Here is a 25,562-nt window from a genome sequence, read left to right on the forward strand (position 1 = left end):
TCAAAGTGCCAGTATAAGGGTGGCTTTGCGCGCGGCACAGGGCGCGTGGCGTACTTCCGTACGCGAGCGGTCTGGGGCGTGCGCGAAACGCCCTTAGACTGGTGCTTTCACGCCACGTGTGCGTGGCGTACGCGGCTATCCGCAAACACAAGTCGGCTCGCGAAACGCCCTACCCAACTTTTATCCCAAAGCATTCTAAAAATCTTCGCGCCGTGCGCTGTATTTTTAGGCGCGTCAAAATACTTTCATAAGGGTGGCTTTCCTGTGCGAACAGGGCGCGTGGCGTACGCGGATACCCCTAAGCTACGGTTGCTATGCGAAACGCCCTACCCAACTTTTCTCCCAGCGCATTCTAAAATCTTCCGCGCCGTGCGCTCACTTGTTAGGCGCGTCAAAATGCTTTCATAAGGGTGGCTTTCCTGTGCGAACAGGGCGCGTGGCGTACTTATCGTACGCGAGCGGTCTGGGCGTACAGGGAAACGCCCTTAGGGAAGTATTTTCACGCGCCGTCTCGCGCCGTCTAAGAGAGCATGCGCGACAGACACTCCTCGCGGGTTAGCTTGCCCTCGGAGAGGTCGCACAACGCCGTCATAATCGGCAGCTTCACGTGGTAGAGTTTGTCGAACATTCTGCAAATCTGGATTGTCTCCAAGCCCGCGCAAACCCTGCCGTTGAGCTTTGCCTTCGCCGCCTCCGCGTCAAGCCCGCGCCCAAGCTGTTCGCCCGTTCTGCGGTTGCGCGAATCGGGGCTCATGCAGGTCGTCAAAACGTCGCCCAAAATGGCGGATTCTTTTACAAAAGAGTCGCTCCATGCGCCGAGGGACGCCGCCGCCCTGTAAATTTCCTGAAAGCCGCGCGCCATGACAATCGCCTTTGTGTTTGCGCCAAGCTCCATGCCGTCGCAGAAGCCCGCCGCGAGCGCGACTATGTTTTTGAGAGCCGCCCCGATTTCGACGCCCACGACGTCGTCGGTAGGGCGCACGCGGAAGTTCGGCGTGCAGAAAGCCCCGGAGGCGCGGACCGAATCGGCGTGCGAGTCGAGCGCGATTACAGCCTCCGCGTATTTGTCGAGGGCGACTTCGAAGGCGATGTTCGGACCCATTATCGAGCCGCAGGACGACGCCTGCGGAATCGACTCGCGCAGAATCGCCGACGGCCTGCGCCACGTTCCGATTTCGATGCCTTTGCCCGCATTGAGCATGATTGAGCCGTTCGGAATGTATTTTGCGAAATCGCGCGCGGTCGAGGCAAGGTACTGAATGGGCATTACCCACACGACCATTTCCGCGCCGTCGAGCACTTTCGCGGGGTCGTTGGAAAATTCGACGTTTTCGGGAATTTTGATGTCGGGCAAAAAGAGCGAGTTTTCGCGCTTTGCCGCCACCGATTCCGCGACCTCTTTTTCGCGCGCCCAAACGGAGACGTTCGGAACGTTTTTCGAAAGGATAATCGAGAGCGCGCTGCCCCATGCGCCCGCGCCCACCACTGCTACTTTTTTGAATTGTGCCATTTTAAAAACCGATTTTTTCGACAAGCTCTCCCCCGCCGTTGCGCAGCTGCCACGCCACCGCGCCGACGAACGCCGCCGAAAGCACGGCGACGTACAGGAATGCGAGCGCGATGTTTGCCGCCCCCGCTTTCGGGTTCTTGATTTTTTCAAACATGTGCGGTAGGCTACCACAAAACGCAAACGATTGCAAGAAAACAAAACCGCGCCCCTGCGAATGGGCTTGACCTTTTGGGACGGCGAAAGGAAAATTACGCGCATGGGAAAAATTATATTTACGGCAATTTTGTCCGCGGCGGTAACGCTCTTTGCGGACGGAGGAAAACAGGCAAGCGAGGCAATCGAATGGCGCGATATGTCGAAAATCGGGCTTGAAGGCAAGGCGTGGAGCGACACCGAATACCCCTACGGACGCCTGCCGCTGAGGGCGAAAGAAAAGACCACAAAGGCGGTCTGGAACAACTCGCACTCGTCCACGGGCATGTGCATAAACTTCGAGACGGACTCGCCGAAAATCTGGGTAAAGCGCGAATTTTTGTCGAAACAGCTCGGCGAATACAACTTCAACGTGTGCGCGTTTTCGGGCTTCGACCTCTACACGAAAGACGCCGGCGGCAAGTTCCGCATGCTCGCAACAACCCCGCACAACTCCTCGGAGAAATCGGAATACAGGCTCACGCAGACCGACGGCAAAAAGCGCGTGTACAGGCTCTATCTGCCGCTCAGGAACACGCTTTTGAGCGCGCAGCTCGGCGTCGAAAAAGGCTCGTATTTCAGGGCTATACCCGCGAGGGAAAAGCCCGTGGTATTTTACGGGTCGTCAATCGTGCACGGGGCGTTTGCGTCGCACGCGGGGCTTTCGCACCCGTCGCTAATCGGGCGCAGGCTCGACGTGCCGATTGTAAACTTGGGCTTTTCGGGAGCGGCGAAAATGGAGCCTGAAATCGCCGACCTCCTCGCGGAAATCGACGCCTCGGCGTACGTCATAGACGCGCAGCCGAACATGGGCGCGAAGCTCGTTTCGGAGCGTTGCGAAAAGTTCCTGCGCCGCCTGCGCAAGCTCCGCCCCGACACTCCGATTTTGCTTGCCGAGCGCGTTGAGCACAACCGCGCGTGGCTGATTCCGCAGGAGGGAAACTACGTCAAGCAGATGTGGAAAATACAGCGCGGCATCTACGACAGGCTCGTCGCCGAGGGCGAAAAGCGCATGCTCTACATGGAGGGCGAAAACCTTTACGGCGCGGACGGCGAAGGCTCTATTGACGGAATCCACCCGAACGACCTCGGCATTATGAACATCGCAAACAGAATGACGCCGATTCTCGAAAAACTCTTGGAAATGAAGTAGGGAAAATTTACGCGAAAGCAAAACGCGCCCGCGCGGGGAAATCCGTCAGGCGCGTTTTTTTGCGCGGGCGGCGGCTCAGAAGAACATCTGGATTTGCACAATCACGGCGTCCGACACAGAGCGGGCGTTTCCGCCGAGCGGCTTGTCGAAAAATTCGAAACGCTCCCAGCCGAACGAGTACTTCAAATACTTGCCGTTGACATACCAGTTTATGCCCGCGTAATAGGCGCAGGCGCGGTCGTACAAGCCCTCCGAATCCATGCCGTAAACGACGTCCTTGCCGCGCACGCCGCGCCCGTCGGTATCCAGATAGGTGTAGCGCAAAACAGGCTCGAACTCGCCGATTCCGTCGAATTTCAGCAGCTTGTACGCGCCCATGACGTACACGCCCCACGGCACTGCGGTCGGCGATTTCGACGTATAGTAGGGTCTGTCGGACGAGCGCGACGCTCCGTATTTTACGCTTGCGAGCATGAATTCGGATTGCAGTTCGAAGTCGCCGCAGTCGAACAGCAGGTAGGTGTTGATGCCGAAAGTGTCGCCGAAGCCCGACATGGGCGCAGGAAGCGGCGCGGACTCTTCGACGGCGGAAACGATTTTATCGGCGTACCCGAAATTGGAGACGAAGCGCAGAGACCAGTCTTCGCGCTTGGTTTCGTAGCCTGCGCCGAGCCAGCAGGAAATGCCGTTGTCGTAGCGGTAGTTGTAGTCGCGCGGCTTCGAATTGGTCAAGCCGAGCGAGTACACAAAGCCGTTCAAGCCGGGAATATCGCCGTTCCAGCGCAGCCCCAAATGCTTGCCCGCAAAGCCGAGAGCCGAGCCGTAGGCGGTTTTTATGTAGCCGTCGTAGCCGCTGTCGCCGCCGCCGAAGTAGGGGCAGAGAATGGAGCGGTCGATGCCCTTGATAATCGACGCGCTGTCTATGTCCTCCACGACGAAGTTCACGGCGGAAAAGCCGAACTTGAATTTTCCCGAAATTATATCGCCGTCAAACTCCGCCGCCCAGTAGAGGGTGTCGAAGGGGCACGCGCTCGGCATTGTCATGCACGCCATCAGCTCGGAATTTTCGGAGGTGTCGATTTTCATTACCGTGCTGAACCTGCGGATATTGAAGCGCGACTCGCCCGCAAGCCCCACGACATCGTGCCCGACGTACGAGTAGCGCATGTGGAGAAACCCGTACAGGCGCATGCCCGCAACGGAATCGGGAACGTCCAAAATAACTTCCGCCTGCTCCTTTTTTATTTCGAACGCCTCGTCCTCGGTGATGAAGTCCTTTGCGACAAGCGCGTCGAGCAAAGCCGCGTCGCCGCCCGCCGACGCCGCAAACGCCGCGGGAAACGCGCACAGTGCCGACAAAAACACCACAAGTATCCTCACCGAAAATTTCATGGTCAAAAATCAGATTTCTATCTTTTTAGCATATAAAGTCAACAGCTTTCCAAAATATCCTAAAAAACCACTAAACGCGCAAAGCGGCGGGCTGAATATTAAAACACAACCTGTATCTGCGCTATCGCAGTGTCGGATACCGCCTGCGGCCTGTACCCGCCCGTGGGGGAATCCTCGAAAATATAACGCTCCCAGCCGAGGGAAAACTTCAAGTACTTTCCGTTGAGATACCAGTTTACGCCCGCGTAGTACGCGCTCACGCGGTCGTACAAACCCGCCGACGACATCTTGAAAACGACGTCCCTGCCGCGGATACCGCGCCCGTCGGTGTCGATGTACGAAAAGCGGAAGACCGGCTCGAACTCGCCGAAAGCGTCCGACTTGAAAACCCTGTACGCGCCCAGAACGTAGAAGCCCATGGGAACGGCAGTCGGGGAGCGGTCGGTGTAGAGGGGGACGTCGGCGCTGCGCGTCTTGCCGTATTGGGCGGAAACCAGCATGAATTCGGCGTGCAGGGAAAAATCGCCGTATTCCAAGCGGAAGTAGGGGTTGACGCCGTATGCGTCGCCGAAACGCTCCATTCGCGAGGGGAGCGGCGCGGACTCGGAAATCGCCGAAACGAGTTTCTCGGCGTATCCGAATGTCGCGCCGACGCGCAGGGAGCAGTCGTCGAATTTTTTGTCGTAGCCGACGGTGAGCCAGCAGGAAACGCCGTTGTCGTAGCGGTAGCAGATGTCGTTGGGCTTTGAATTGACGACGGTCAGCGAGTACACGAAGTCGCGGGCAGACGGAATGCGGCCGTCCCAGTACACGCCCGTGTGGTAGCCCGAAAATCCCAACGCCGTGCCGTATGAGGTTTTCAGATAGCCGTCGTAGCCGCTGTCGCCGCCGCCGAAGTACATGCACAAAATGGAGCGGTCGGGAGTTTTGAGGACTGTGCAGCTGTCGCACTCTTCGGTAGCAAAATTCACCGACCAGTGCCCAAGCTTCAGCTTGCCCGAAAGAATGTCGCCGTCGGTATCGACTTCCCAGTGCGCGGTGTTGATGACGGTCGAGCTTGGCATGTACAGGCTGATTAGCGCGCGCGAATTTTCGGAGGTGTCGGCGATGAGCACGGGAATGAGGCGGCGGATATTGAAGCGCGACTCCTCGGCAAGACCGGCGTAGTCGTGCCAAGCGTGGGTGTAGCGCATTTGAAGCATAACGAGCGTGCGTATGCTCGACACGCTTTCGGGCAGACACACCGCCGCCTCCGCCGACTCCTTTTTAAGGTCGCGAGCCTCCTCCGCCGTCAGGATTCCCTTTTTTTCGAGGGCATCGAGAAGCGCGGCGTCGCGCGGAGGGTTTGCCGCAAGCGCGAAAAACGCCGCGGACAAAAAAACCGCAAATGTGATAAATCTGAAAAATGCCATAACAATCCCCGCCGTAAACAAGATCCGCGCACGCAAGACAAACGCGCAAAATAAAATACGAACAATGCCGCCGCCGCGCGGGCAAGTCAAGACATTTCCCCAAGCCGCGCCGCGCATGGAATATTTCGGGCAAACCGCATTTCTGTATTTGACGAAAGCGCGAAAAAGCTTTAACAAGAATCCGATTTTATATGAAAAACGTCTATTTTGTAGAACTCTTCGGCATCGACGGACAGGCGGCGTGTCTTGATTCGCTCTTCGCCGCCCTCTCCGACGCGCTTGGCAAAGACAAGCTCGAAGAGCTGAAAGAGGCTGTCTACATGCGCGAGGACACCGCGTCCACATTCGTGGGCGGCGCAATGGCGGCTCCCCACGGGCGCGTGGCAAACCTCGGAGACCCCCTGCTTGTTTTCGGAATCAGCAAAAACGGAATAGACTGGCCAACGGACGAAGAAAAGGCGAAGCTCGTAGCCCTCATCGCGGTGGACAAAACCCAAGTGGCGGCGTACCTTTCAATCTTCCAGAAAATAGCGAAGTGGCACAAGAAAAACTCCGCGCTTTTGGACGACGCCGACTTTTCGGCAATTAAAAACTCCATCGAAAGGGACATGCGCTAAATGAAGTCCGTCGCGCGCCTATCCGAAAGACTTTACGGAATCCTCCTCGGTTTGAGGTCGCGGATAAACCTCAGCGGCAAAAGCGGAACTTTTTTGTACGCGGTGTGCGCGGGCGTGCTGGCGGCGTTGGTCGCAACCGTTTTCCAAAAAAGCACGCAGTTCATCTTGGCGACTCTCACGGGAACGGAGGGAGGACGCTTTGTGGCGACGTTCCAGCAAATTCCCGACTGGCGCAAAATCTTCGCGCTCGCGGTAGGCGGGGCGATTTCGGGGCTGATTCTCCTGTTCGCGTCGCAAAAAGTGAAAAAAAAGGCGACGCCCTACATGGAAGCCGTCGCAATCGGCAACGGATACATTCCCGTGCGCCCCAACCTGCTCCGAAGCCTCGCGGCAATTATAACGATAGGCTCTGGCGCGTCGATAGGCCGCGAAGGCCCTCTCGTCCAGACTGTGACGGTGTTCGCGTCGCTCTTCGGGCGCAAGATGAACGTGCCCCTGCCGAGGCTCAGACTTCTGATTGCGTGCGCCGCCGCGGGAGGCATGTCGGCGGTTTTCCACACGCCGCTTGCGGGAGGGCTTTTCGTCTGCGAAATCGTAATCGGGGTGATGTCGATAGACATTCTCGCGCCGCTGCTTGTGTCGAGCTGCGCAAGCTACATTACGATTATGACGATTTCAAACCCCGCGCCGCTCTACGAAATATCCCGCGCGTACCTCTCGCAGGAAGTGTCGATTGCGTTCTACGCGCTGCTGTTGGGAATTTTGTCGTCGCTGCTTGCAAAGATGTGGCTTGCGATGCTAAACGGCGCAAGAAAAACCCTCAACGGCAACCCCTACTGGCTGCCCGTCCGTCTCGCGCTGGCGGGGATTATTGTTGGGAGCATCTCGATTTACTACCCCGAAGTCGTCGGAAACGGTGCGCACATAATAAGGGGCATTGTCTCGATGGATTTTTCGGCGGGGCAGATTTTGGTGTTCACGGTGCTGAAAATTTCGTGCGTTGCGCTGTTCTTCGGAATGGGCGCGGTCGGCGGGGTGCTGACGCCGAGCCTTACAATCGGCAGCATTTTCGGCTTCCTTTTCGCAAACGTGCTCGTGTCGGCGGGCGTACCGCTTTCGCCCGAAGAGGTGATCGGGTTCTCGCTTCTGGGAATGGCGGCGTTCTTCACGACTGCGGCGGCGGCTCCGATTACGTCGCTTATGCTCGTGCTCGAATTTACGCTCGCGGGAAGAATGATTTTCCCGCTGATTATAGGGGTGCTGACCTCCTATGCGGTGTCGAAAATGACGGGGGCGAAATCCATGTACAGCTCGGCGTTGGCGGGCAACGTGATGTCGGCGTTCAACCGCCCGATTGCGGAGGTCAAACTGAGCGACATTTTCAGGAAAAACTCCGACACCGTAATGCTCAACGAAACATTCGGCAAAATCTCGAAACGCTTTCTCGCCACCCCCGACGAGGCGGTTTTCGTGGCAAGCCGCACAAACAAATACCTCGGCGCAATATTCAGAAGCGACATTTTGAGCTTTTTGAAGTCGGACTACGTTTCAAACGTCATCGCCGAAGACATCATGCGCACCGACCTCCCCAAACTCTCGCCCGAAACGCCGCTAATCGACGCAATAAAAACGTTTTCGGAAATTTCGGGCGAAATTCTGCCGATTGTGGACGCTTCGGGAAAATTCTGCGGCACTGTCTATAAAAGCGATATTTTGATGGGCTTTGCCGAAGTCATGCGCCGCGAGCGCGTCCGCGTGTAGGCAACACCCGCCCGACAACTTGCAAACCGCAAAACACTTGGGAAACTAATTCACCGCGCAAAACGCAATCAAGCCCCCAGCCCGCCGCAAAGACACGCCCACAAACTTCTTAAAAAAATCGGGAATTTCCAAGCGCAACCCGCAGTCCGAAAATTTCCCCGCCCTCCGCGCCCGCCCTCGAATCGGCGGGCTTTTTTGTATCGGCGCGGAAATTTTTGCCCGCAATTTGTGAATTTTCAGACGCTTGCAAATTAAACTCCCCGCGGAAATTTTTTTAGAAAATAAAAAAACCGCCGAAAAATTACTTGACTCGTGGGTAGAAATGGCAAAAAATGGAGGAAAATGGAGAGCATGGGTTAGAGATGTCCGAAGAACATACAGTTGGCGATACTTACGCGGGTACTTTTATGAAAGTGCTCGACGAGAAGCGTCGCATAACTATCCCCGCAAAGTGGAGGTTCAAGGACGACGACGGCGAAAACTCTTATCTTGCGATACTTGTGAAATACGGCACATACAACGCCGTCCGCGTAATGCCGCCCGACATGGCGGCGGAACTCCGCTCGAAAATTTCGAAAATCCCGATTACGAACGTCGCAAAACAGCGCGCGCTGGCAAAATTCCTGCAAAACGCATGCACATTCGGTTGCGACAAACAGGGGCGAATAATGCTTGACGAATCCATACTTGCGAAAGCGGACATAAAAAAGGAAGTCTGCATGGCGGGCATGGGCGCAAATTTCGACCTGTGGAATCCCGAACATCGCGCCAAATGGCTCGGAGAATCCCCCGACGACGACGATACCGCGCTGCTCGAAGAATTGGGTATATAAACCGCCGAACGCATATGAAGCCGAATTTTACAGAAAACAAAAGGACGCAAACGGCGTTTCGACAAAAACTTTTTCCAGATTTACCGCAAATTAATGCAATATTCAGATGACGACAATTTTCGCGAAGCCCCCAAGCAACACAAGCCCGTGCTGCTCGAAGAGGTCGTGAAAATTTTGTCGCCGCGCGACGGTAAAACATACCTCGACTGCACGTTCGGGGGCGGCGGACACACGAGGAGAATCCTCGAATCGGCGGACTGCAAAGTGGTGTCGCTCGACCGCGACCCCGCCGCAATCGAACGCGCAAAAGCGGTGTCGGCGGACTACCCCGACCGCTTCGAATTCCGCCCCCTCGCATTCTCCGATTTGGACATGCTCGGCGGCGAAAGCTTTGCGGGAATACTCTTCGACTTCGGCGTGTCGTCGTTCCAGCTCGACACCCCCGAACGCGGATTTTCGTTCATGCGCGAGGGGCCGCTCGACATGCGCATGGACACCACAAAGGGCTTCACCGCCCGCGAATACATCGAAAGCGCGGACGAATCCGAGCTTGTCGAAATTCTGCGCGAATACGGCGAAGAGCCGCGCGCGCGCAAAATCGCCCGCGCGATAATCGCCGCGCGCGAGGCTGGCAAAATATCGACGACCGCCGAACTCGCAAAGGCAATCGCCGAAGCCGCGCCCTCGCACGAGAGAATCCACCCCGCGACGCGTGCGTTTCAGGCTCTGCGCATAAAGGTAAACGACGAGCTGGGGGAAATCGAACGCGCATTGCCCAAGGCGTTCGCCGCGCTCGAAAGCGGCGGAGTGATGGCGGCGATAAGCTTCCATTCGTTCGAAGACAGAATAGTCAAAAAATTTTTCAAAAAGGCGGCGGGGAGACCCGAAGACCGCTTCGACACCTCGTTCGTACAGGACAGGGTAAAGCTTGCGGAACTGCTCACGCGCAAGCCGATTCTGCCGTCGGAAGAGGAAACAGCGAACAATCCGAGAAGCCGCAGCGCAAAGCTACGCGCAATAAGAAAGGACTAACAATGAAAAACAAAAGCATTTCAGTGATAGCAGTATTGGTCGGACTTCTCCTGTGCGTGGTTTGCACGGGCTTCTTCGCGGTGTCGGCGGAACGCCAGCAGAAGCGCGAAATCTCGCGCCAGATAGCCTCGCACGAACGCGCAATAAAACAGCTCAGGCGCGACAACGAAGAGCTTTCAGTAAAAATCGCCGAAAAGGAAAACCCCGCCCTGCTCACGCGCCGCGCAAGCACAAGGCTCGTGCGCCCGCAGATGACGGCGGTCGTCTGGGCGTACGAAAACTACGACGGCGGCAGAATCGACTTCGGCGGAAAATCAAAGGGACTTGTCTCGTTCAAAGCCCCCGATAAGAAAGGCGCGGTTCGTCAATGACGCGCAGGCGGCGGAAGACTTCCATTTTCATATACACGGGGAGACTCGCGTTTGTCTCGCTGTGCATAGTGGGGGTGTTCTGCGCAATTTTCGCGCGGCTGTATTTTCTGCACGTAGTAAGGAGCGACGCAAGCATCGAGGCGACCGACAAGGCGCGAAAACTCTTCGACAAAATCCCCGCGCGGCGCGGCAACATTGTAGACTCGAAAGACAACCTGCTCGCCACAAGCCGCCCCGTAATCACGATCGGCGCAGACCCCGAGCGCGTGGAGTTCGACGAAGCGGGCAGGGAGAAGCTCCGCAAGCTCGCGGAAATCCTCAAAATGCGCCCCGCCGACGTCTTCGCAATCTGCACGCCCTATCAGGACGCCGAGAAAATCGGGCGCGTCAAAAACCGCCTCGACGAGCGGCAGACCCAGCGTCTGCGCAGCATAGGCGTAAACCTCAACATGACTTTCGAAGAGCTTTTGCGCAAGTGCCTGACGACCCCGCGCACCGAGCTTTCCGTGGAACGCCGCGTCGAACAGACCGCGCAAAAGCCAAAGGTTTTTGCGGAGCTTGCGCGCATTCTGCAAGTGCCGCAAAAGGAGCTTGAACGCAATTTTGCGTCGTTCTCGCCGCGCTGGAAAAAAATCGCCGAAAACCTCGACGACGCCACATACACGCAAATCAGGGCGCTGAAAATCAAGGGAATCCGCGGCGATAGAAAATACGTGCGCGTGTATCCGTCGGGACGCCTCACCGCGCACATCGTGGGCTTTGTCAACAAGGAGTTCAGCGCGGAACAGGGAATCGAAAAACAGTTCGACTACTACCTCCACGGGCAGGACGGCTGGATTGAAACCGAGCGAGACGGACACCGCGAAGAGCTTGTCCACTACCGCTCGCGCGACGTCGCCCCGACCGACGGGCTGAACGTGGAGCTTTCGATAGACTCGATAATTCAGGAAATGGCGAACCGCGAGGTGCGCAACATAGTTTCGCAGTTCAACCCCAAAAGCGCGACGATTATCGTAAGCGAACCGTCCACGGGCTATATTCTCGCGATGGCAAGCTATCCCGACTTCGACCCCAACGAATACAACAAGGCCGAGCAGGACTCGCTCCGCAACCGCGCAATCTGCGACCAGTACGAGCCTGGGTCCACATTCAAAATCGTCTCGATTTCCGCCGCCCTCAACGAATCGCTCGTGGGACCCGACGACGTTTTCGACTGCAACGCGCCGACAATCACATACCGCGGCAGGGTTCTGCGCCTGCCCAAGGAGGCGCACAAAATGGGCAACCTCACCGTGCGCGAGATAACCAAAAAAAGCTCGAACAAAGGCTCGGCGCACCTCGGCATTCTGCTCGGCGAAAGGAAGCTCTACCACTACGCGAGGCTCTACGGATTCGGCGAAAAGACCGACATCGGGCTTGTCGGCGAAATCGGCGGCACGCTCCACAAAGTCAAGGACTGGGACGGGCTGACGATTACCCGCCTGCCCATGGGGCATGCGGTGGCGGTAACGCCCCTGCAAATCCACTGCGCGATGAGCGTGATAGCAAATCAGGGAATTTACATGCAGCCGCAGCTTGTCAAGCGCGTGTTCGACAAACGCGGCGGAACGGTCGTCGCCTACCCCCCCAAAGCCCTGCGCAGGGTTATAAAGCCGCGCATCGCAACCCTCATGAGCGACATGCTCTCGGAGGTCGTAAGCGACACGGGCACGGCCCGACGCGCCGCGCTCCGCGGCTTCAAGGTGGCGGGCAAAACGGGAACTTCGCAAAAAATAATAAACGGAACTTACAGCACGCGCGACCACGTTGCGTCTTTCACGGGCTTCTTCCCCGCGCAGCGTCCGCGCCTCGTGATTACCGTTGTTGTGGATTCTCCGAAGTTGAAGGGCGTGGGATACGGCGGCATAGTCGCCGCGCCGTCGTTCAAGAACGTCGCCGAACAGGCGGCAAACTACCTCGGAATCCAAACCGACGAAGACTACGAAAAAATGGTTGCTTGGAGATAGATTTAATATGATAGGGTTTTCAAATTTAAACAGTCTGATTTCATTGTGCGGCGCAAGAAGCCGCTTCGGCTCGCTCTCTTTCGCGCAGCAGGAGGGCGGTCTTCCCGCGTACACGGCGGGCGACCTCGCAAAGGCGGTCGGCGCGCTTAAAATCACGGGCGACAAAACCGCCGAAATCAAAATGCTCATTGCCGACAGCAGGCGCGTTGTGCCCAACACGGCGTTCTTCGCTGTAAAGGGTCTGCACACCGACGGCAACATCTATGTCGAAGAGGCGGCGCACAGGGGCGCGGTCGCGGTGGTCTCGGAAGAGCCGGCGCCGAAAGTATTTCCCGCGGCGTGGATTCAGGTTGCCGACATAGCGGAGGCTACCGCGGCGGCGGCCAAAAGCTTTTACGGAAACGCCGACGGACTCCTCGAAACTTTCGCGATTACGGGCACGAACGGCAAGACGAGCGTCAGCTGGATGCTTCAAAAAATGCTCGACGGCGCGGGTTCGAAATGCGGGCTTGTGGGAACTATCCACTACGACCTCGGCGGCAGGTGCCTGCCCGCCGCGCGGACGACTCCCGAAGCGTTGGAGCTTCACGCAATGCTAAGCCAAATGCGCTACGCAGGGTGCTCGGCGGTGGCGATGGAATTCAGCTCGCACGCGATAGAGCAGAAGCGCGTAAAGGGAATCGCCGTAGACTGCGCGTGCTTCCTCAACCTCACGCAGGACCACTTGGACTACCACAAGACGATGGAGTCGTACTTCGAGGTGAAGGCGTCGCTGTTCACGGGCGCGCTCGGCAAAAAGCCGAAGGCTGCGGTAGTCAATTTCGACGACCCGCGCGGCAGGGAAATCGCCGCAAGGCTCTCGCCCGAAACGAAGCTCGTGTCGTTTGCGGTTGACGCCGAAGACGCGGTTGTCCGCGCGAAAGACGTAAACATGCTTCCGCAGAAGTCGGAGTTCACGCTCGTGTGGCCCGACGGCGAAGTCCGCACGACGGTCAACATGCCGGGGCACTACAACGTCTCGAACGCGCTCGCGGCTCTTGCGGCGATTTACGCTTCGGGGCGCGACGTCGCGGCGGCTGCGAAAACCCTCCAAAACTTTTCGGGCGTCCCCGGCCGAATGGAGAAAGTCAAAAGCCCCGCTAAGTTCGATATTTTCGTGGACTACGCCCACACCGACGACGCCCTCAAAAACGGGCTTTCGATGCTGAGAAAAGTCGCAAAGGGAAAGCTGCTTGTTGTCTTCGGCTGCGGCGGCAGGCGCGACAAAACAAAACGCCCCAAGATGACGCGCGTCGTCCAGCAGTACGCCGACTTCGCGTGGGCGACTTCCGACAACCCCCGCGGAGAGGACGTCAAGGCGATTTTCGAGGACATGAAAACGGGCGTCTCCGACGCTTCGAAAATCGAATTCGTGGAGGACAGGCGAAGGGCGATAAACCTCGCAATCGACGCCGCCTCCGACGGCGACTGCATTCTCATTGCGGGCAAGGGGCACGAAACTTTCCAGGAACTCGGCGACACAATCATTCCCTTCGACGACAAGCGCGTCGCGGAGGAGCTTTTGAAGCTCAAAGGACTTTCATAAACACAAACACCAAACATTACAAACGACATGCCTTTCTTTAAAGCAGACGATTTACAAGCGTGGACGGGCGGCAAATGGTCGAAGCTCGACCCTTCCCGCAAACCCGAAATACGCGGATTTTCAAACGACAGCAGAAACATCGGCAAAGACTTCGCTTTCGTGGCAATCAAGGCGGAGCGCGACGGGCACGACTTCGCCGCCGCCGCCGCCGCCAACGGCGCAACAGCAATCATCGCCGAGCGCGAGCTTGACGTCGAAATTCCGACGCTCGTCGTAAAGGACTCCCTCAAAGCCTTTCAGCGCATAGCAAAAATGCACAGACTGCGCTTCGAACACCCCGTCGTTGGAATAACGGGCTCGTGCGGCAAGACCTCCACAAAGGAAATGCTCGCAAAGCTCACGGCGTGGAAAAACCCGCTCATAACCGAAAAGAATTTCAACAACGAAATCGGCGTGCCGCTTACGCTCACCCGCATAGACCTGCGCCAAAATCAGCTTGCAATCGTCGAGGCGGGCGTGGGCGCGCCCGACCAAATGCGCGAGCTTGCCACCATGATTGAACCCGACATCGCAATAATCACAAACGTCGGGCTTTCGCACCTCGAAAGGTTCGAGCAGGTCGGGAACGTCGCCAAGGAAAAGGCGGTTCTGCCCGCGCACGCCGCAGACGGCGGCTGGTGTCTGATGCACCACAACCTGCTCGGCTGGAAGGCGTTTGACGAGCTTAAATGCAAAAAGGCGATAGTCGCCCCCGCCGATGCCCCCGAATTCAAGGCGGACCTCGTTTTCAGATACGCCGTTTCCGACATCGAAAACGACTTCGCGGCAATCGACATGTGCATTGAAGGCGGCGACGAATACTATTTCGAAGTTCCGCAAATGACAAAGGGCATGCTCGAAAACGCCCTCCTTGCCATAGCCGCAACTCTCATGCTCGGCGGGCGCGAAGAGCAGATGGCGCAGACGCTCGAAGGCTTTGCGCCGCTTCCCATGCGCGGCGGAATAGTCGAAACCGACGCCGCAAAATACTACCTCGACTGCTACAACGCCTCGCCCACGTCGATGAAAGACGCCCTTGCGCGCTTCGCAAAAATTTCGGAGTCCGCCGAAAAACGCGCGTACGTTTTGGGAACGATGGCGGAGCTTGGGCTTGCCTCGCACCCGCACCACAAGGACATCGGCGCGCACATTCAGCCCTACTCGAACGACGTCGCAGTGCTCGTCGGCGCGTTCGCGGACGTCTACAAAACGGGGCTTCTCGAAAACGGCTGGGACGAAAAGAACATATTTGTGTTCGACACCGCCGAAGCCGCAAAGGCGAAAGTCGCCGAGCTAGGCGGATTCGTGTTCGTAAAGGGAAGCCGCGTGTGCGCCCTCGAAAAGGCTCTGCCCGACGCCGTGCTCGAAAAGCTTTCCGCAGCCCCCGCCAAGCGCGGCGAACCCGAAGAAGAACCCGAAGAAGAAACGCCCGCCGCCCCCGCAAACGAAGTCGTGGAATCGGACGGCGGCGAAGACATTGAAGACGAAGACTCGGACGAATTTGAAGATGCCGACGACGGCGTAGACGACGGCGGCGAAGACTCAGAAGATTTCGAAGAAGAAGACGACGAGGACGAAAGGGAGAGAATATAATGTTTTTCGAAATCGCAAATCTCGAAGACTTTTTCGGCCCGCTGCGCCTTTTCAGATACCTGACATTCAGGTGCGGCTGCGCGTTGGCGTTTTCGTTTTTTCTGGGAATCGTAATCGCGCCGCGAATCATTGCGACCCTCCGCAGAATAAAATTCGGGCAGAGTTTCAGAACCGCCGAGGAAGTCGGCAAGCTCGCAGAGCTTCACAGCGGCAAAAAGGGAACGCCCGCAATGGGCGGGCTTATCATCTACGCAAGCCTGACTTCGGCGACTCTGCTTTTTGCAAAGTTCAACCTGCTTGTCTTCAATGCGCTCTTTGTGTACACCGCGCTTACGGCTCTCGGCTTCGCGGACGACTACCTGAAAATCGTCAAAAAAAACAGCAGGGGAGTGTCGGGAAAAATCAAGCTTTCGGTGCAGGTCGCGGTGTCGCTCGCCGCGCTCTCGATTCTCTATTTCTCGAAAGACTACGGCTCAATCATGCGCGAGCTTTGGATTCCGTTCCTCAAATATCCGCTGATTGCCTCAATGCCGTTCTGGTTCGCGTTCGTGTTCATGTTCCTCGTCATCGGAGGGTCGAGCAACGCGCTCAACCTCACGGACGGAGTCGACGGGCTTGCGATAGGCTGCACGGTTTCGGTGGCTGTGGCGTACGCGGTGTTCTCGTACGTAGCGGGGAACACGATTGCATCGGAATACCTCTTTTTAAGATACATTCCCGACTGCGGCGAACTTACCGTAGTCTGCTGCGCGCTTCTGGGCGCGTCGCTCGCGTTCCTCTGGTACAACGCGCACCCCGCCGAAGTCTTCATGGGCGACACGGGCTCGCTCGCGCTCGGAGGGCTTGTGGGGATAGTCGCGTTCATGTCGCAACAGCCCGCGACGCTCGTTCTGGTAGGCGGCATTTTCGTGATGGAGGCGGTATCGGTCATTTTGCAGGTGGCGTCGTACAAAACCACGAAGAAAAGAATTTTCAGAATGGCTCCCATTCACCACCACTTCGAGCTGAAAGGCTGGGCGGAGACAAAGGTGGTAATCAGGTTCTGGATAATTTCGCTGATTTTCGCGCTCGCGGGATTGGCGACTTTGAAGATAAGATAATGTCGGACAAAATCGCACAACTTGCCGGTGGCAAACCCGTCGCGATTTTCGGGACGGGCGCAAGCGGAACCGCCGCGAAAAAACTGCTCGACTCGCTCGGAATCGCGTCGGTTTTCTACGCGGAGACTTCGGCGAAAAAGCCCGCATCGGGCGACGCCTCCGCCGTGCGCGAATTTTCCGCCGACGCCGCAAAACGCCACGCCCTCGCCGTGTACTCGCCCGCATTCCGCCCCGACCACAAATGGATTGAAACCGCCCGCAACGCGGGGGCAACGGCAATCTGCGAGCCCGACCTCTCCGCCCTTGCGTGGAGCGGCTCGACAATCGCAATCACGGGCACGAACGGCAAGACAACGCTGACTTCGTTCATCACGCACGCGCTAAACATCGCGGGCTGCGATGCGTTTTCGGCGGGCAACATAGGCGCGCCCCTTAGCGCGTTCTGCCCCGAATACGGGCGCGACCCCCAAAAAACCGCAGTCTGCGAGCTTAGCAGTTTCCAGACCTCCAACCTGCAATTCCTGCGCCCCGACTTCCTGCTGTGGACGAATTTTGCGCCCGACCACCTCGACTGGCACAAAGACATGGAGGAATATTTCCGCGCAAAATTCAATTTGGTAAGCGCAACAAAGGGCGGAATAGTCGTCGGAAGCAGCGTGGCCGACGCCGCGCGCGAATACGGCGCAAAACTTCCCGACGCGGCGGTCGTAATCGACGAATCCGCAACGCGCTCCGCCCCGCCGCCGTTCGACAGCTCCATACAGGCGCGGAATTTCGCGATGGCGGTCGAATTCGGAAAGCTTTTCGGACTGGACAAAAACGCGTTCGAAAAGGCGGCAAAAACTTTCAATCTGCCCGCGTTCAGATTTTCGAAGCCGATTGAAGTCGGCGGAGTGCGCTTCTACAACGACTCGAAAGCCACAAACATACACGCCGCCCTCGCCGCCCTCGAAGAGCTTAAAGGCGAAAAGAACCTCGTTTGGCTCGGCGGCGGCAAGGACAAGCTTTGCGACCTCAAACCGTTGACCGACGCCGTGAACAAACGCGCAAAGGCGGCGGTGCTCATCGGGCAGACCGCGCGGAAGCTCGCCGACGGGCTTGAAATCCCCGCGTTCGTGTGCGAATCGATGGCAGAGGCGGTAAAAAGATCGTACGAACTCGCGGACGGAAACGCCGCGGTGCTGTTCAGCCCCGCGTTTTCGAGCTTCGGAATGTTTTCGGGCTACGTCGAGAGGGGAAAATCTTTCGAAAACGAAGTTTTGTGTTTGAAGAATTTAAATAAAATGTAAAGATAAAGGGTAAACAAAGGGGTATCAGAATATGAAAAAATCCGTTGCAATAACGACAATCATCGCTTTCCACGCCGTGCTCATCGGCGGAATGTTAATACAGGCGGGCTGCAGCTCCGAACCGGAAGCCCAGCCCCAAAAGGCGCAATCGACGGTCGAGGAAATCAACCCGTCGCAGAAGGACGAATCTACCGTAGCAACCGAACAGCCCGTCGCGGAAACGCCCGCGGAACAGGCAAAAGAGGTTATCCCGCCCGAAGGCAGCCCCGCGCTCAGAGCCGCGCCCACGCGCCCCGCGTGGAACATGTCCGGCTCAAAATCGGAAGAACTTGTGCCCGCCGAACAGCCCAAGAAAAGCGGCGGCGACACGCTCGCGCCCATGGCGCCCGCAAAACCCGCAGGCGGCGCAACGTACATCGTGCAAAAGGGAGACTCCCTCGCGAAAATCGCAAAAAAGCACAATGTCTCGCTCGAAAAGCTCCTTAAACTCAACGGAATGAACCGCGCGACGATTATCAAAGTAGGACAGGAAATCGCCCTGCCCGAACCCACTCCCGAAGCGGAAGTCGTCCCCGCAAAGCCCGCCGCGCCGCAAATCGAATCTGCGGTCGAAACCGACGAACTTACGGTCTACATCGTCAAGAAGGGAGACTCGCTCGGAAGAATCGCCCGCAAGCACAAGACGACTGTCAAACATTTGATGGACATCAACGGGCTTAAAAACCACAACATCAAAATCGGGCAGAAGCTCAACGTCTCGAAGAAAGGCGCGGCGGCGGCAAAACAGTCCGAAACAAAGAAAGCGGTCGTCCTCGCGGGCGGCGAACTTGAATATGTGGTGAAAAGCGGCGACACGCTCGGCGGAATCGCGCACAGACACGGCACTTCGGTCAAGGCGATAATGGAAAGAAACTCCATTAAGGACGCCCGCAAATTGAGGGTCGGACAGAAGCTCGTAATCGTCTCCAAAAAGGCGGTTGCGAAAGCCGAAAAGAAACAGGAGGCAAAGCCCGAACAGCCGAAGGCTGAAACGAAGTCCGAACCGCAAATCACGGTTGTGGGCGACGCAAACGCAAAGACGGAATCGGCGGCTTCGCAAGCGCCCGTTGTTGCTCCCGCGGCAGCTCCCGCCGCCCCCGCAACGCCCGCGCCTGCGGTAGCCCCCGAAGCCGCGCCCGCCTCCCAGCAGACAGAACTTCCCGTAACGGAACTCTAACCGGCACTGTCGGACATGCCCGCTAAAATCGAAAAGTCGGGTCTGTTTGGCGCGTGGATTCCGATACTTCTGCCCGCAGTTTTTCTGACATCGCTCGGACTGCTGATTCTGGTCAGCGCGGGCGCGGGAGGAGACGACCCCTACGCCATTTTCCGCAAACAGGCCATGTGGCTTTTTATCGCACTCGCCGCAGGATTCTTTGCGGCGTTTGTCGATTTAAAGTTCCTCAAAAAAATAGCAGTGCCGTTCGCGGCGGTGTCGATGGTATTGCTCGTGCTCGCGGTATACTCGCCGCTCGCGAAGGAGGTCAACGGCTCGCACAGGTGGATTGACCTCAAAGTGTTCGCGATACAGCCGAGCGACATCGCAAAATTCGCGTTCGTAATCTGGCTGTCGGCGTATTTGTACGACAACCAGCGGCGCATGAAGTCGTTTGTGCACGGGCTTGTGAAGCCGCTCTGCATTGTCGGCGCGTTCTGCGCGCTCATCATAATAGAGCCCGACTACGGCACGACGGCGGTTTTCGGCGCGATTGGCTTTATCCTGATTTTCCTTGCCGGCGCGCGCATTCTCTACATCGCGGCGATGGGGCTCCCCGTGCTTGCGGTGTTCTGCACGGCGGTGTACTTCAACCCCGTAAGACTCCAACGCGTGCTGAGCTTCCTCGACGTCGAGGGCACGAAAACGGAAGGCTCGTACCAGCTCTATCAGGCGATACTCGCGTTCGGGTCGGGGAAAATCACGGGCGTGGGAATCGGACAGGGACGCCAACAGCTGGCGTTTCTTCCCGAAGCGCATACCGACTTCGTTTTCGCGATTGTCGGCGAAGAGCTTGGGCTTGTGTTCACATGGCTGGTGGTTGCCATGTTCCTTTTTCTTTTCATCGTGGGAATATTAAATCTCAGGAAAGCTCCCAATCTCTACGAATTTTCGGTGGCGACAGGCGCGTTGCTGATGATTGTGGTGCAGGCGGTTTCCAACATGTGCGTCGTCACGGGGCTTATGCCGACAAAGGGGATATCGCTGCCGTTCATCAGCTACGGAGGGTCGAACCTCGTCGCGATGTTCGCCTTTACGGGATTGCTTATAAACTGCGTGCGGAATTGGAGCAAACCCGCGCAAATAAGGGCAAGCGAACTATGAGCAAATTCATAATTTTGTGCGGCGGCACGGGCGGACATCTCGCCCCAGGGCTCGCCGTGGGACAGGCGTTGATCAAGGCGGGGCACGAAGCGAGCTTTGTGATAAGCCGCAAACAGGTCGATTCGCGCCTTGTTGCGAAGTATTCCGACCTCCACATTATCAAAGCCCCCGGAATGGCGTTTTCGAAAAACCCCGCCAAACTTTTGGCGTTTTTGAAGGAGCTGAAAAACGCGGTGCTGTTCGGCAAAAAAGTTCTCGAAGACGGAAAGTACGACGTCGTGATAAGCTTCGGCGGCTTCAACTCGCTGGGGGTGTCGCTCGCGGCGGCGTGGAAGGGAATCCCGATTGTTCTGCACGAGGCGAACCGCAAGGCGGGCAAGGCTACGCGCCTGCTCGGGCACTTCGCAAAACGCATCTACGTTCCCTACGGCGTGCGCATTCCGCGCCGCAAGGCGGGACAGGTAAAACACGCGGGCTATCCCGTGCGCGACGAAATCAAGCTGCTCCCCGCGGAGGAATCGAAAGCGGCGTTCGGCTTTGCGGCAGAGGCAAACATTCTGCTCGTTCTGGGCGGCAGCCAGGGGGCGGCGGCTCTAAACGAATGGGCGAACGCAAAATTCCAGAAGCTCGCCGACGCGGGAATCGACGTGCTTTGCGTCTGCGGCCCGGGGAAGGACAAGTTCGAAAACCGCGCAATCAAGGCGGCGGACGGCAAAACGCGGCAGATTAAATTCCTCGAATTTTGCGACAACATGGCGGCGGCGATGTCGGCGTCGAAAGTAGTCGTGGCGCGGGCGGGCGCGGGAACAATAGCGGAGCTTGCGCGGTGCAGGCTTCCGTCGGTCATCGTGCCCTACCCCTACGCCGCCGACAACCACCAGTTCGAAAACGCAAAATGCTTCGAGCGTCAGGGCGGTTGCGTGGTGCTCGAACAGCGCAACCTCCACAAACTCTTCGACGAAGTCCTCGAAATTTTCGGCAACGAAAAGCTCAAAGAAAACATGGAGAAAAACCTCGAACGCGTGGACGACCTCAACGATGCCTCGAAGATTGTTTCAGACCTCTCCGAAATAGCGCGCTCCGAATAATGGCGGACAAATTCTACATGATGGGCGTTTGCGGAATGGGCATGGCTCCCCTTGCCGCGTTTCTCAAAGACGGCGGCGCGGACGTGGAGGGCTTCGACCACTCGCCGAATTTCGACGTGAAAAGCGCGCTCGAAAAATGCGGCGTGGAATTCGAAAATCCGCACAGGATCGAGCCCGACAGGAGGGTCGTAATCAGCACAGCCCTTGCGCGCCGAGTCGGCGAAATCAGGGCGGCGACGGGCTGCGACGAAATAATCAGGCGCGGAGAGTGCTGGGCGGAGCTTTGCGCCGACCGCAGGCTGACGGCGGTCGTCGGCAGCCACGGCAAAAGCACGGTGAGCGCGCTGATTGCCCACGCCGCGCGGAAACTCGGGCTTGACTGCGGATACCTCGTGGGGGCAGTCCCCGTAGATTTTCCCATGCACAGATACTGCGGGAAAGGCGGAATCGTGGTCTCTGAAATCGACGAAAGCGACGGCACAATAGAGAGGTTTTCGCCCGAAATAACCGTCGCGCTCAACGCCGACCTCGACCACACCGACACTTACGCCGACACTTCGCGCCTCGAAGAAATGTTCGAAAGGCTCTTTGCGCGCACGAAAAAAACCGTAATCTACCCGAAGGGCGACGCGCTGCTCGAACGCGTCGCGGCGCGGTCTAAATCGCCGTGCCGCGCGGTCGAAACCGGGACTGAATTCACGCAAATCAACCGCGCGATGGCAACGGCGGCGGTCGAGGAGACTTTCGCAATAAAAATCGACACGTCGGTTTTCGACGACTACAAAGGGCTTCTGCGCAGACAGGAAACCCTGCTCGACACCCCGCGCCTGCGGGTCGTCGCCGACTACGCGCACCACCCCAACGAAGTGAAGTCTTTTCTCGGCTGGTTCTGCAAAAAATACGGCGGCGACAGAATCGTGGCGTTCCAGCCGCACAGGTACACGCGCACGCGCAGGTTCGCCGCCGACTTCGCGCGGATTCTCGACGAACGCGCAGACGACGCCGAAATTTTCCTGCTGCCCGTCTACCCCGCGAGCGAGCCTTTCGACCCCCTCGGAGAAAGCTCCGCCATCGCCGAAAAATCGACGCGCATTAAGCTTGCGAAACCCGAAGAATTTTTCAAAATCGTTGCGGACAAAATCAAAAGTGTCGACGCCCGAAAAACGAACGTCGCGATAGTCGGCGCGGGCGATTTCTACTTTTCGGCAAAGGAATTTTTCAGACAATGAAACAAAAATTGGCAGTTTTCTGCGGGGGCATCTCCCCCGAACGCGACGTGTCGCTTGTGAGCGGCAAAAACGTTTTCGACGCGCTCAAAGACAAATTCGACGCCGTACTCGTGCGGCTCGACGAAAACAAACTCCCCGACGGGCCGAACCCCGCCGACACCGTAATATACCCCGCAATGCACGGCGACTACGGCGAGGACGGCACGCTCCAAGAACAGCTCGAAGCCGCGGGGTTCTCTTACGCGGGCTGCGGGCCGCTGTCGAGCCGAGTCTGCATGGTAAAACCCGCGGCAAAGGCGGTGCTCAAATTCGCGGGGCTTCCGACGGCGCGGGCAATCGAGTTTTCCGCGGACGACAAGCCCTCGGCGGAAACGCTCTTCGAACTCTTCCCGAACGGCTCAATCGTAAAGCCCGCCGACAAGGGCAGCAGCGTGGGGCTGATAACGGTGAAGACCCCCGCCGACGCCGAAGCGGGGCTTAAAACCATTTCCGAAGGCCAGTGGCTTGCGGAGGAATTCCGCAGGGGGCGCGAATTTTCGATAGGCGTAATCTACGGCAAGGCGGCGGGCGTTGTGGAAATCAGCCCCGAGGGCGGCGTGTACGACTTCAAGCGCAAATACACTGCGGGCAGCACGCATTACGACTTCCCCGCAAAAATCTCCGACGCTTTCGCTTCCGCCATGCGCGACGCCGCCGAAAGGGCTTTCGCCGCGTGCGGCTGCCGCGACTTCGCGAGGGTGGACTTCATCGGCAACGACGAGTCAGACTTCGTTATTCTGGAAATCAACACGCTCCCCGGAATGACCCCCACAAGCCTCCTGCCCAAAAGCGCAAGCTGCGTCGGCTACGACTTCAAATCGCTCTGCGAAAAACTCGCCGAGGGGGCTGTTTCGAGACTCCGCAAATAATGCCCAAAAAACGCACAACAGACTCCGCCGATTGGACGTCCCTCAAAAGCGGAATGTCGAAGAAAAGCTCGCGCAGCAAGCCGATTTCGTGGCGCGCGCTCGGCCGCCGCGTCTGGGTCTGGACAAAGCGCGTTTGCGCCGTAGCCGCGCTCGTCGGGATAGTATGGGGCGGAATCGAGCTTTACAGAAACTCGTATTTCGACGACTTCTTCGGCGGCGAAAGCAAGCCGATAAGCCGACTCGAATTCAAGACCGACGGCGCGATAACGGGCGCGTGGCTCAACGGCTACCTGAAAATCAGGCGCGGCACGAAGCTTGCGGACGTCAATATTTTCGCGATAAAGCAGTCGCTCGACGCGATGTCGCAAATCAAAAGCTCGAAAGTCGAAAGGCTCTACCCCGACGTTCTGCGCATCACGATTTCGGAGCGCGCGCCGATTGCGAAAGTCTCGCGAAAGGTGGACTTCCAGACGCGCGTGTTTTTGATGGACTCCGACGGCGCGTTCTTCTCGCCCGTGTGCATTTCGGACGATAAGATAAAATCGCTGAAAACGGTAGCGGGGATAGCCACCAAGTTTGCGGGCAACGCCCCCGCGCCCTACGGGCTTGCGCAAAAGCTCGAAGAATTTTTGAACGCCACGAAAGCCCGCGTCCCCGAAATCTACGGCTCGTGGGTGTCGGTCGACGTGTCGCAGCTCGGCAGCCGCACGCTCCCGCTCATAACCGCAACCGCCGCCGACGGCGCGAAATACGTTTTCAAGCCCTCCGAATATCCCCGCCAACTCGACAGGCTGGAATACATAATGAAATACATGAGGGAAAACCCGACAAACAAAGCCGAGAAAATAGACCTCACGCTCGAAGAGTGGTCGGTCGTAAAATTCGAAACACCGAAATCGAAATGAGCAAAAGCAAGACAATAGCCGCGCTTGAAATAGGAACGGGAAAGATGCAGGTTTTCCTCGGCGAAATAGTCGACGGCAAAATGCTCAACATAGTCGGAAGCGGTCAGGCGACGACCGCGGGCGTCAAAAAGGCGGACATCTGCGACGTGGTGAAGGCGGCGGCGCAGGCGCAGGCGGCAATCGTCATGGCGGAGCATTCGGGCGACACGCCGATAAAGTCGGTGTGTCTGGGAATCAGCGGAACGCACATCAGGGGTTTTAGGAATACGGGTTCGGCGAACGTATCCGGCGCGGACGGAATAGTCCGCCGCGAAGACCTGCAACGGGCAATCGACGACGCGCGGGGGAAGTCGCTCGCCGACGGTAGAACCTACATTCAGCGCATTTGCAGCGGCTACTTCCTCGACGGCAAATACTGCGCCGACCCAGTGGGAGAAAAGGCGGAGCACATCGAAGTGTCTTACTGGATGCTCCACGGCGACCGCGAGAAAATCACCGACGCCCTGCATGTGGTGCAGAGCTTCGGGCTTGAAGTGGAATACCTCGTGTTTTCGGGAATCGCGTCGGGATATGTCGTAAGCGACGCAAAGCAGAAGGAAAACGGCGTGCTCGTGGTAGACATCGGCTGCGGTACGAGCGACTACGCCTACTTCAAGCACGGCAAACCCGTCTTCGCGGGCGTAATCCCAATCGGCGGCGACCACATCACAAACGACCTCTCGTTCGGCCTGCGCCTGAGCCGCAAAGACTCGGAGCGCATTAAAATCCACTGCGGAAAGGCGACGATTACCGAAGACGAAAAATCGCAACAGTTCTGGAACATCGGCAACAAGCAAATCGGCGACAAGAAAATCCCGATGGACGCAATCAACCGCATTATCCGCGCGCGCCTCGAAGAGCTTTTCACGCTCCTGCGCGACGAATGCGCCGAGCACATGCCCGAATACGCCGAACTCAACGAATGCGTCATCACGGGCGGCACGGCGAACCTCGCGGGAATCTGCGAGCTTGCCTCGGCGGTGCTCGAAGTGCCGTGCTCGAAAGGCAAATTCGGCGGCGCGTTGCAGCCGTCGCTGAGGTATCAGGAATTTGCGACCGCACTCGGACTCCTCGAACACGCCCGAATGGAGGAGGAAAAATCGGCGCGGAAAAAGACGGGCTGGCTCTCAACACTTTTCAATTTCTGAC

The 25,562-nt window shown here is 57.6% G+C and carries 22 protein-coding genes; 18 read left to right on the forward strand and 4 right to left on the reverse strand.

Annotation, left to right across the window (positions count from 1 at the left end; genetic code table 11):
* Window positions 1-520 precede the first annotated feature (520 nt).
* Entirely contained in the window at window positions 521-1,510 is a 990-nt protein-coding gene (locus P3B99_002945; protein ID WYJ08083.1) for an NAD(P)H-dependent glycerol-3-phosphate dehydrogenase, read from the reverse strand.
* Window position 1,511: 1 nt separating this feature from the next.
* Window positions 1,512-1,664 (reverse strand): hypothetical protein, encoded by a 153-nt coding sequence (locus P3B99_002950; GenBank protein ID WYJ08084.1) that lies wholly within the window; start codon window positions 1,662-1,664, stop codon window positions 1,512-1,514.
* A 102-nt stretch (window positions 1,665-1,766) separates the two neighbouring features.
* On the opposite strand from P3B99_002950, the gene P3B99_002955 reads away from it, so the two are divergent.
* The gene (locus P3B99_002955; GenBank protein ID WYJ08085.1) at window positions 1,767-2,855 is read left to right on the forward strand and encodes an SGNH/GDSL hydrolase family protein; all 1,089 of its coding nucleotides are present in this window, start codon (window positions 1,767-1,769) and stop codon (window positions 2,853-2,855) included.
* Between the two features lie 75 nt (window positions 2,856-2,930).
* Here the strand turns inward: P3B99_002955 and P3B99_002960 are convergent, their stop codons facing one another.
* The gene (locus P3B99_002960) at window positions 2,931-4,247 is read right to left on the reverse strand and encodes a hypothetical protein (protein WYJ08086.1); all 1,317 of its coding nucleotides are present in this window, start codon (window positions 4,245-4,247) and stop codon (window positions 2,931-2,933) included.
* Window positions 4,248-4,345: 98 nt separating this feature from the next.
* Entirely contained in the window at window positions 4,346-5,659 is a 1,314-nt protein-coding gene (locus P3B99_002965) for a porin (protein ID WYJ08087.1), read from the reverse strand.
* Window positions 5,660-5,850: 191 nt separating this feature from the next.
* Here P3B99_002965 and P3B99_002970 point away from each other — a divergent pair, with 191 nt between their 5' ends.
* The 17 genes from P3B99_002970 to ftsA all read left to right on the forward strand — a co-directional run bounded on the left by P3B99_002970 (window position 5,851) and on the right by ftsA (window position 25,561).
* The gene (locus P3B99_002970; protein WYJ08088.1) at window positions 5,851-6,276 is read left to right on the forward strand and encodes a PTS sugar transporter subunit IIA; all 426 of its coding nucleotides are present in this window, start codon (window positions 5,851-5,853) and stop codon (window positions 6,274-6,276) included.
* A complete protein-coding gene (locus tag P3B99_002975) occupies window positions 6,277-8,037 on the forward strand; it encodes a chloride channel protein (GenBank protein ID WYJ08089.1) in 1,761 nt (586 codons plus the stop codon).
* Window positions 8,038-8,444: 407 nt separating this feature from the next.
* A complete protein-coding gene (locus P3B99_002980) occupies window positions 8,445-8,870 on the forward strand; it encodes a hypothetical protein (GenBank protein WYJ08090.1) in 426 nt (141 codons plus the stop codon).
* 93 nt (window positions 8,871-8,963) lie between these two features.
* Entirely contained in the window at window positions 8,964-9,902 is a 939-nt protein-coding gene (gene rsmH / locus P3B99_002985; protein WYJ08091.1) for a 16S rRNA (cytosine(1402)-N(4))-methyltransferase RsmH, read from the forward strand.
* A gap of 2 nt (window positions 9,903-9,904) precedes the next feature.
* On the forward strand, window positions 9,905-10,273 hold the full coding sequence (locus tag P3B99_002990; GenBank protein WYJ08092.1) for a hypothetical protein: 369 nt from the start codon (window positions 9,905-9,907) through the stop codon (window positions 10,271-10,273).
* Window positions 10,270-12,279: a penicillin-binding protein 2 gene (locus tag P3B99_002995; GenBank protein ID WYJ08093.1), complete on the forward strand. Its 2,010-nt coding sequence runs from the start codon at window positions 10,270-10,272 to the stop codon at window positions 12,277-12,279. Before P3B99_002990 ends, P3B99_002995 begins: the two co-directional genes overlap by 4 nt.
* A gap of 7 nt (window positions 12,280-12,286) precedes the next feature.
* The gene (locus P3B99_003000) at window positions 12,287-13,864 is read left to right on the forward strand and encodes a UDP-N-acetylmuramoyl-L-alanyl-D-glutamate--2,6-diaminopimelate ligase (protein WYJ08094.1); all 1,578 of its coding nucleotides are present in this window, start codon (window positions 12,287-12,289) and stop codon (window positions 13,862-13,864) included.
* Window positions 13,865-13,891: 27 nt separating this feature from the next.
* The gene (locus P3B99_003005) at window positions 13,892-15,496 is read left to right on the forward strand and encodes a Mur ligase family protein (GenBank protein ID WYJ08095.1); all 1,605 of its coding nucleotides are present in this window, start codon (window positions 13,892-13,894) and stop codon (window positions 15,494-15,496) included.
* Complete coding sequence (mraY, locus tag P3B99_003010; GenBank protein ID WYJ08096.1) at window positions 15,496-16,596, forward strand: phospho-N-acetylmuramoyl-pentapeptide-transferase; 1,101 nt, start codon at window positions 15,496-15,498, stop codon at window positions 16,594-16,596. The genes P3B99_003005 and mraY overlap by 1 nt, the downstream gene beginning before the upstream one ends.
* Complete coding sequence (gene murD / locus P3B99_003015; GenBank protein WYJ08097.1) at window positions 16,596-17,885, forward strand: UDP-N-acetylmuramoyl-L-alanine--D-glutamate ligase; 1,290 nt, start codon at window positions 16,596-16,598, stop codon at window positions 17,883-17,885. The genes mraY and murD overlap by 1 nt, the downstream gene beginning before the upstream one ends.
* A gap of 31 nt (window positions 17,886-17,916) precedes the next feature.
* Window positions 17,917-19,101: a LysM peptidoglycan-binding domain-containing protein gene (locus P3B99_003020; GenBank protein ID WYJ08098.1), complete on the forward strand. Its 1,185-nt coding sequence runs from the start codon at window positions 17,917-17,919 to the stop codon at window positions 19,099-19,101.
* A 15-nt stretch (window positions 19,102-19,116) separates the two neighbouring features.
* Window positions 19,117-20,244 carry a putative lipid II flippase FtsW gene (ftsW, locus tag P3B99_003025; protein WYJ08099.1) on the forward strand — a complete coding sequence of 376 codons (1,128 nt, stop codon included), beginning with the start codon at window positions 19,117-19,119 and terminating at the stop codon, window positions 20,242-20,244.
* On the forward strand, window positions 20,241-21,332 hold the full coding sequence (locus tag P3B99_003030) for a UDP-N-acetylglucosamine--N-acetylmuramyl-(pentapeptide) pyrophosphoryl-undecaprenol N-acetylglucosamine transferase (GenBank protein WYJ08100.1): 1,092 nt from the start codon (window positions 20,241-20,243) through the stop codon (window positions 21,330-21,332). Before ftsW ends, P3B99_003030 begins: the two co-directional genes overlap by 4 nt.
* Window positions 21,332-22,561, forward strand: a complete 1,230-nt coding sequence (locus tag P3B99_003035; GenBank protein WYJ08101.1) for a cyanophycin synthetase — start codon at window positions 21,332-21,334, stop codon at window positions 22,559-22,561. The genes P3B99_003030 and P3B99_003035 overlap by 1 nt, the downstream gene beginning before the upstream one ends.
* Complete coding sequence (locus P3B99_003040) at window positions 22,558-23,469, forward strand: D-alanine--D-alanine ligase (protein ID WYJ08102.1); 912 nt, start codon at window positions 22,558-22,560, stop codon at window positions 23,467-23,469. The genes P3B99_003035 and P3B99_003040 overlap by 4 nt, the downstream gene beginning before the upstream one ends.
* Window positions 23,469-24,374, forward strand: a complete 906-nt coding sequence (locus P3B99_003045; GenBank protein WYJ08103.1) for an FtsQ-type POTRA domain-containing protein — start codon at window positions 23,469-23,471, stop codon at window positions 24,372-24,374. Before P3B99_003040 ends, P3B99_003045 begins: the two co-directional genes overlap by 1 nt.
* The gene (ftsA, locus tag P3B99_003050; protein WYJ08104.1) at window positions 24,371-25,561 is read left to right on the forward strand and encodes a cell division protein FtsA; all 1,191 of its coding nucleotides are present in this window, start codon (window positions 24,371-24,373) and stop codon (window positions 25,559-25,561) included. Before P3B99_003045 ends, ftsA begins: the two co-directional genes overlap by 4 nt.
* The last annotated feature ends 1 nt before the right edge of the window (window position 25,562 follow it).

This window comes from Opitutia bacterium KCR 482, from assembly GCA_029269845.2.
Taxonomy (GTDB): Bacteria; Verrucomicrobiota; Verrucomicrobiia; order Opitutales; family Intestinicryptomonadaceae; genus Merdousia.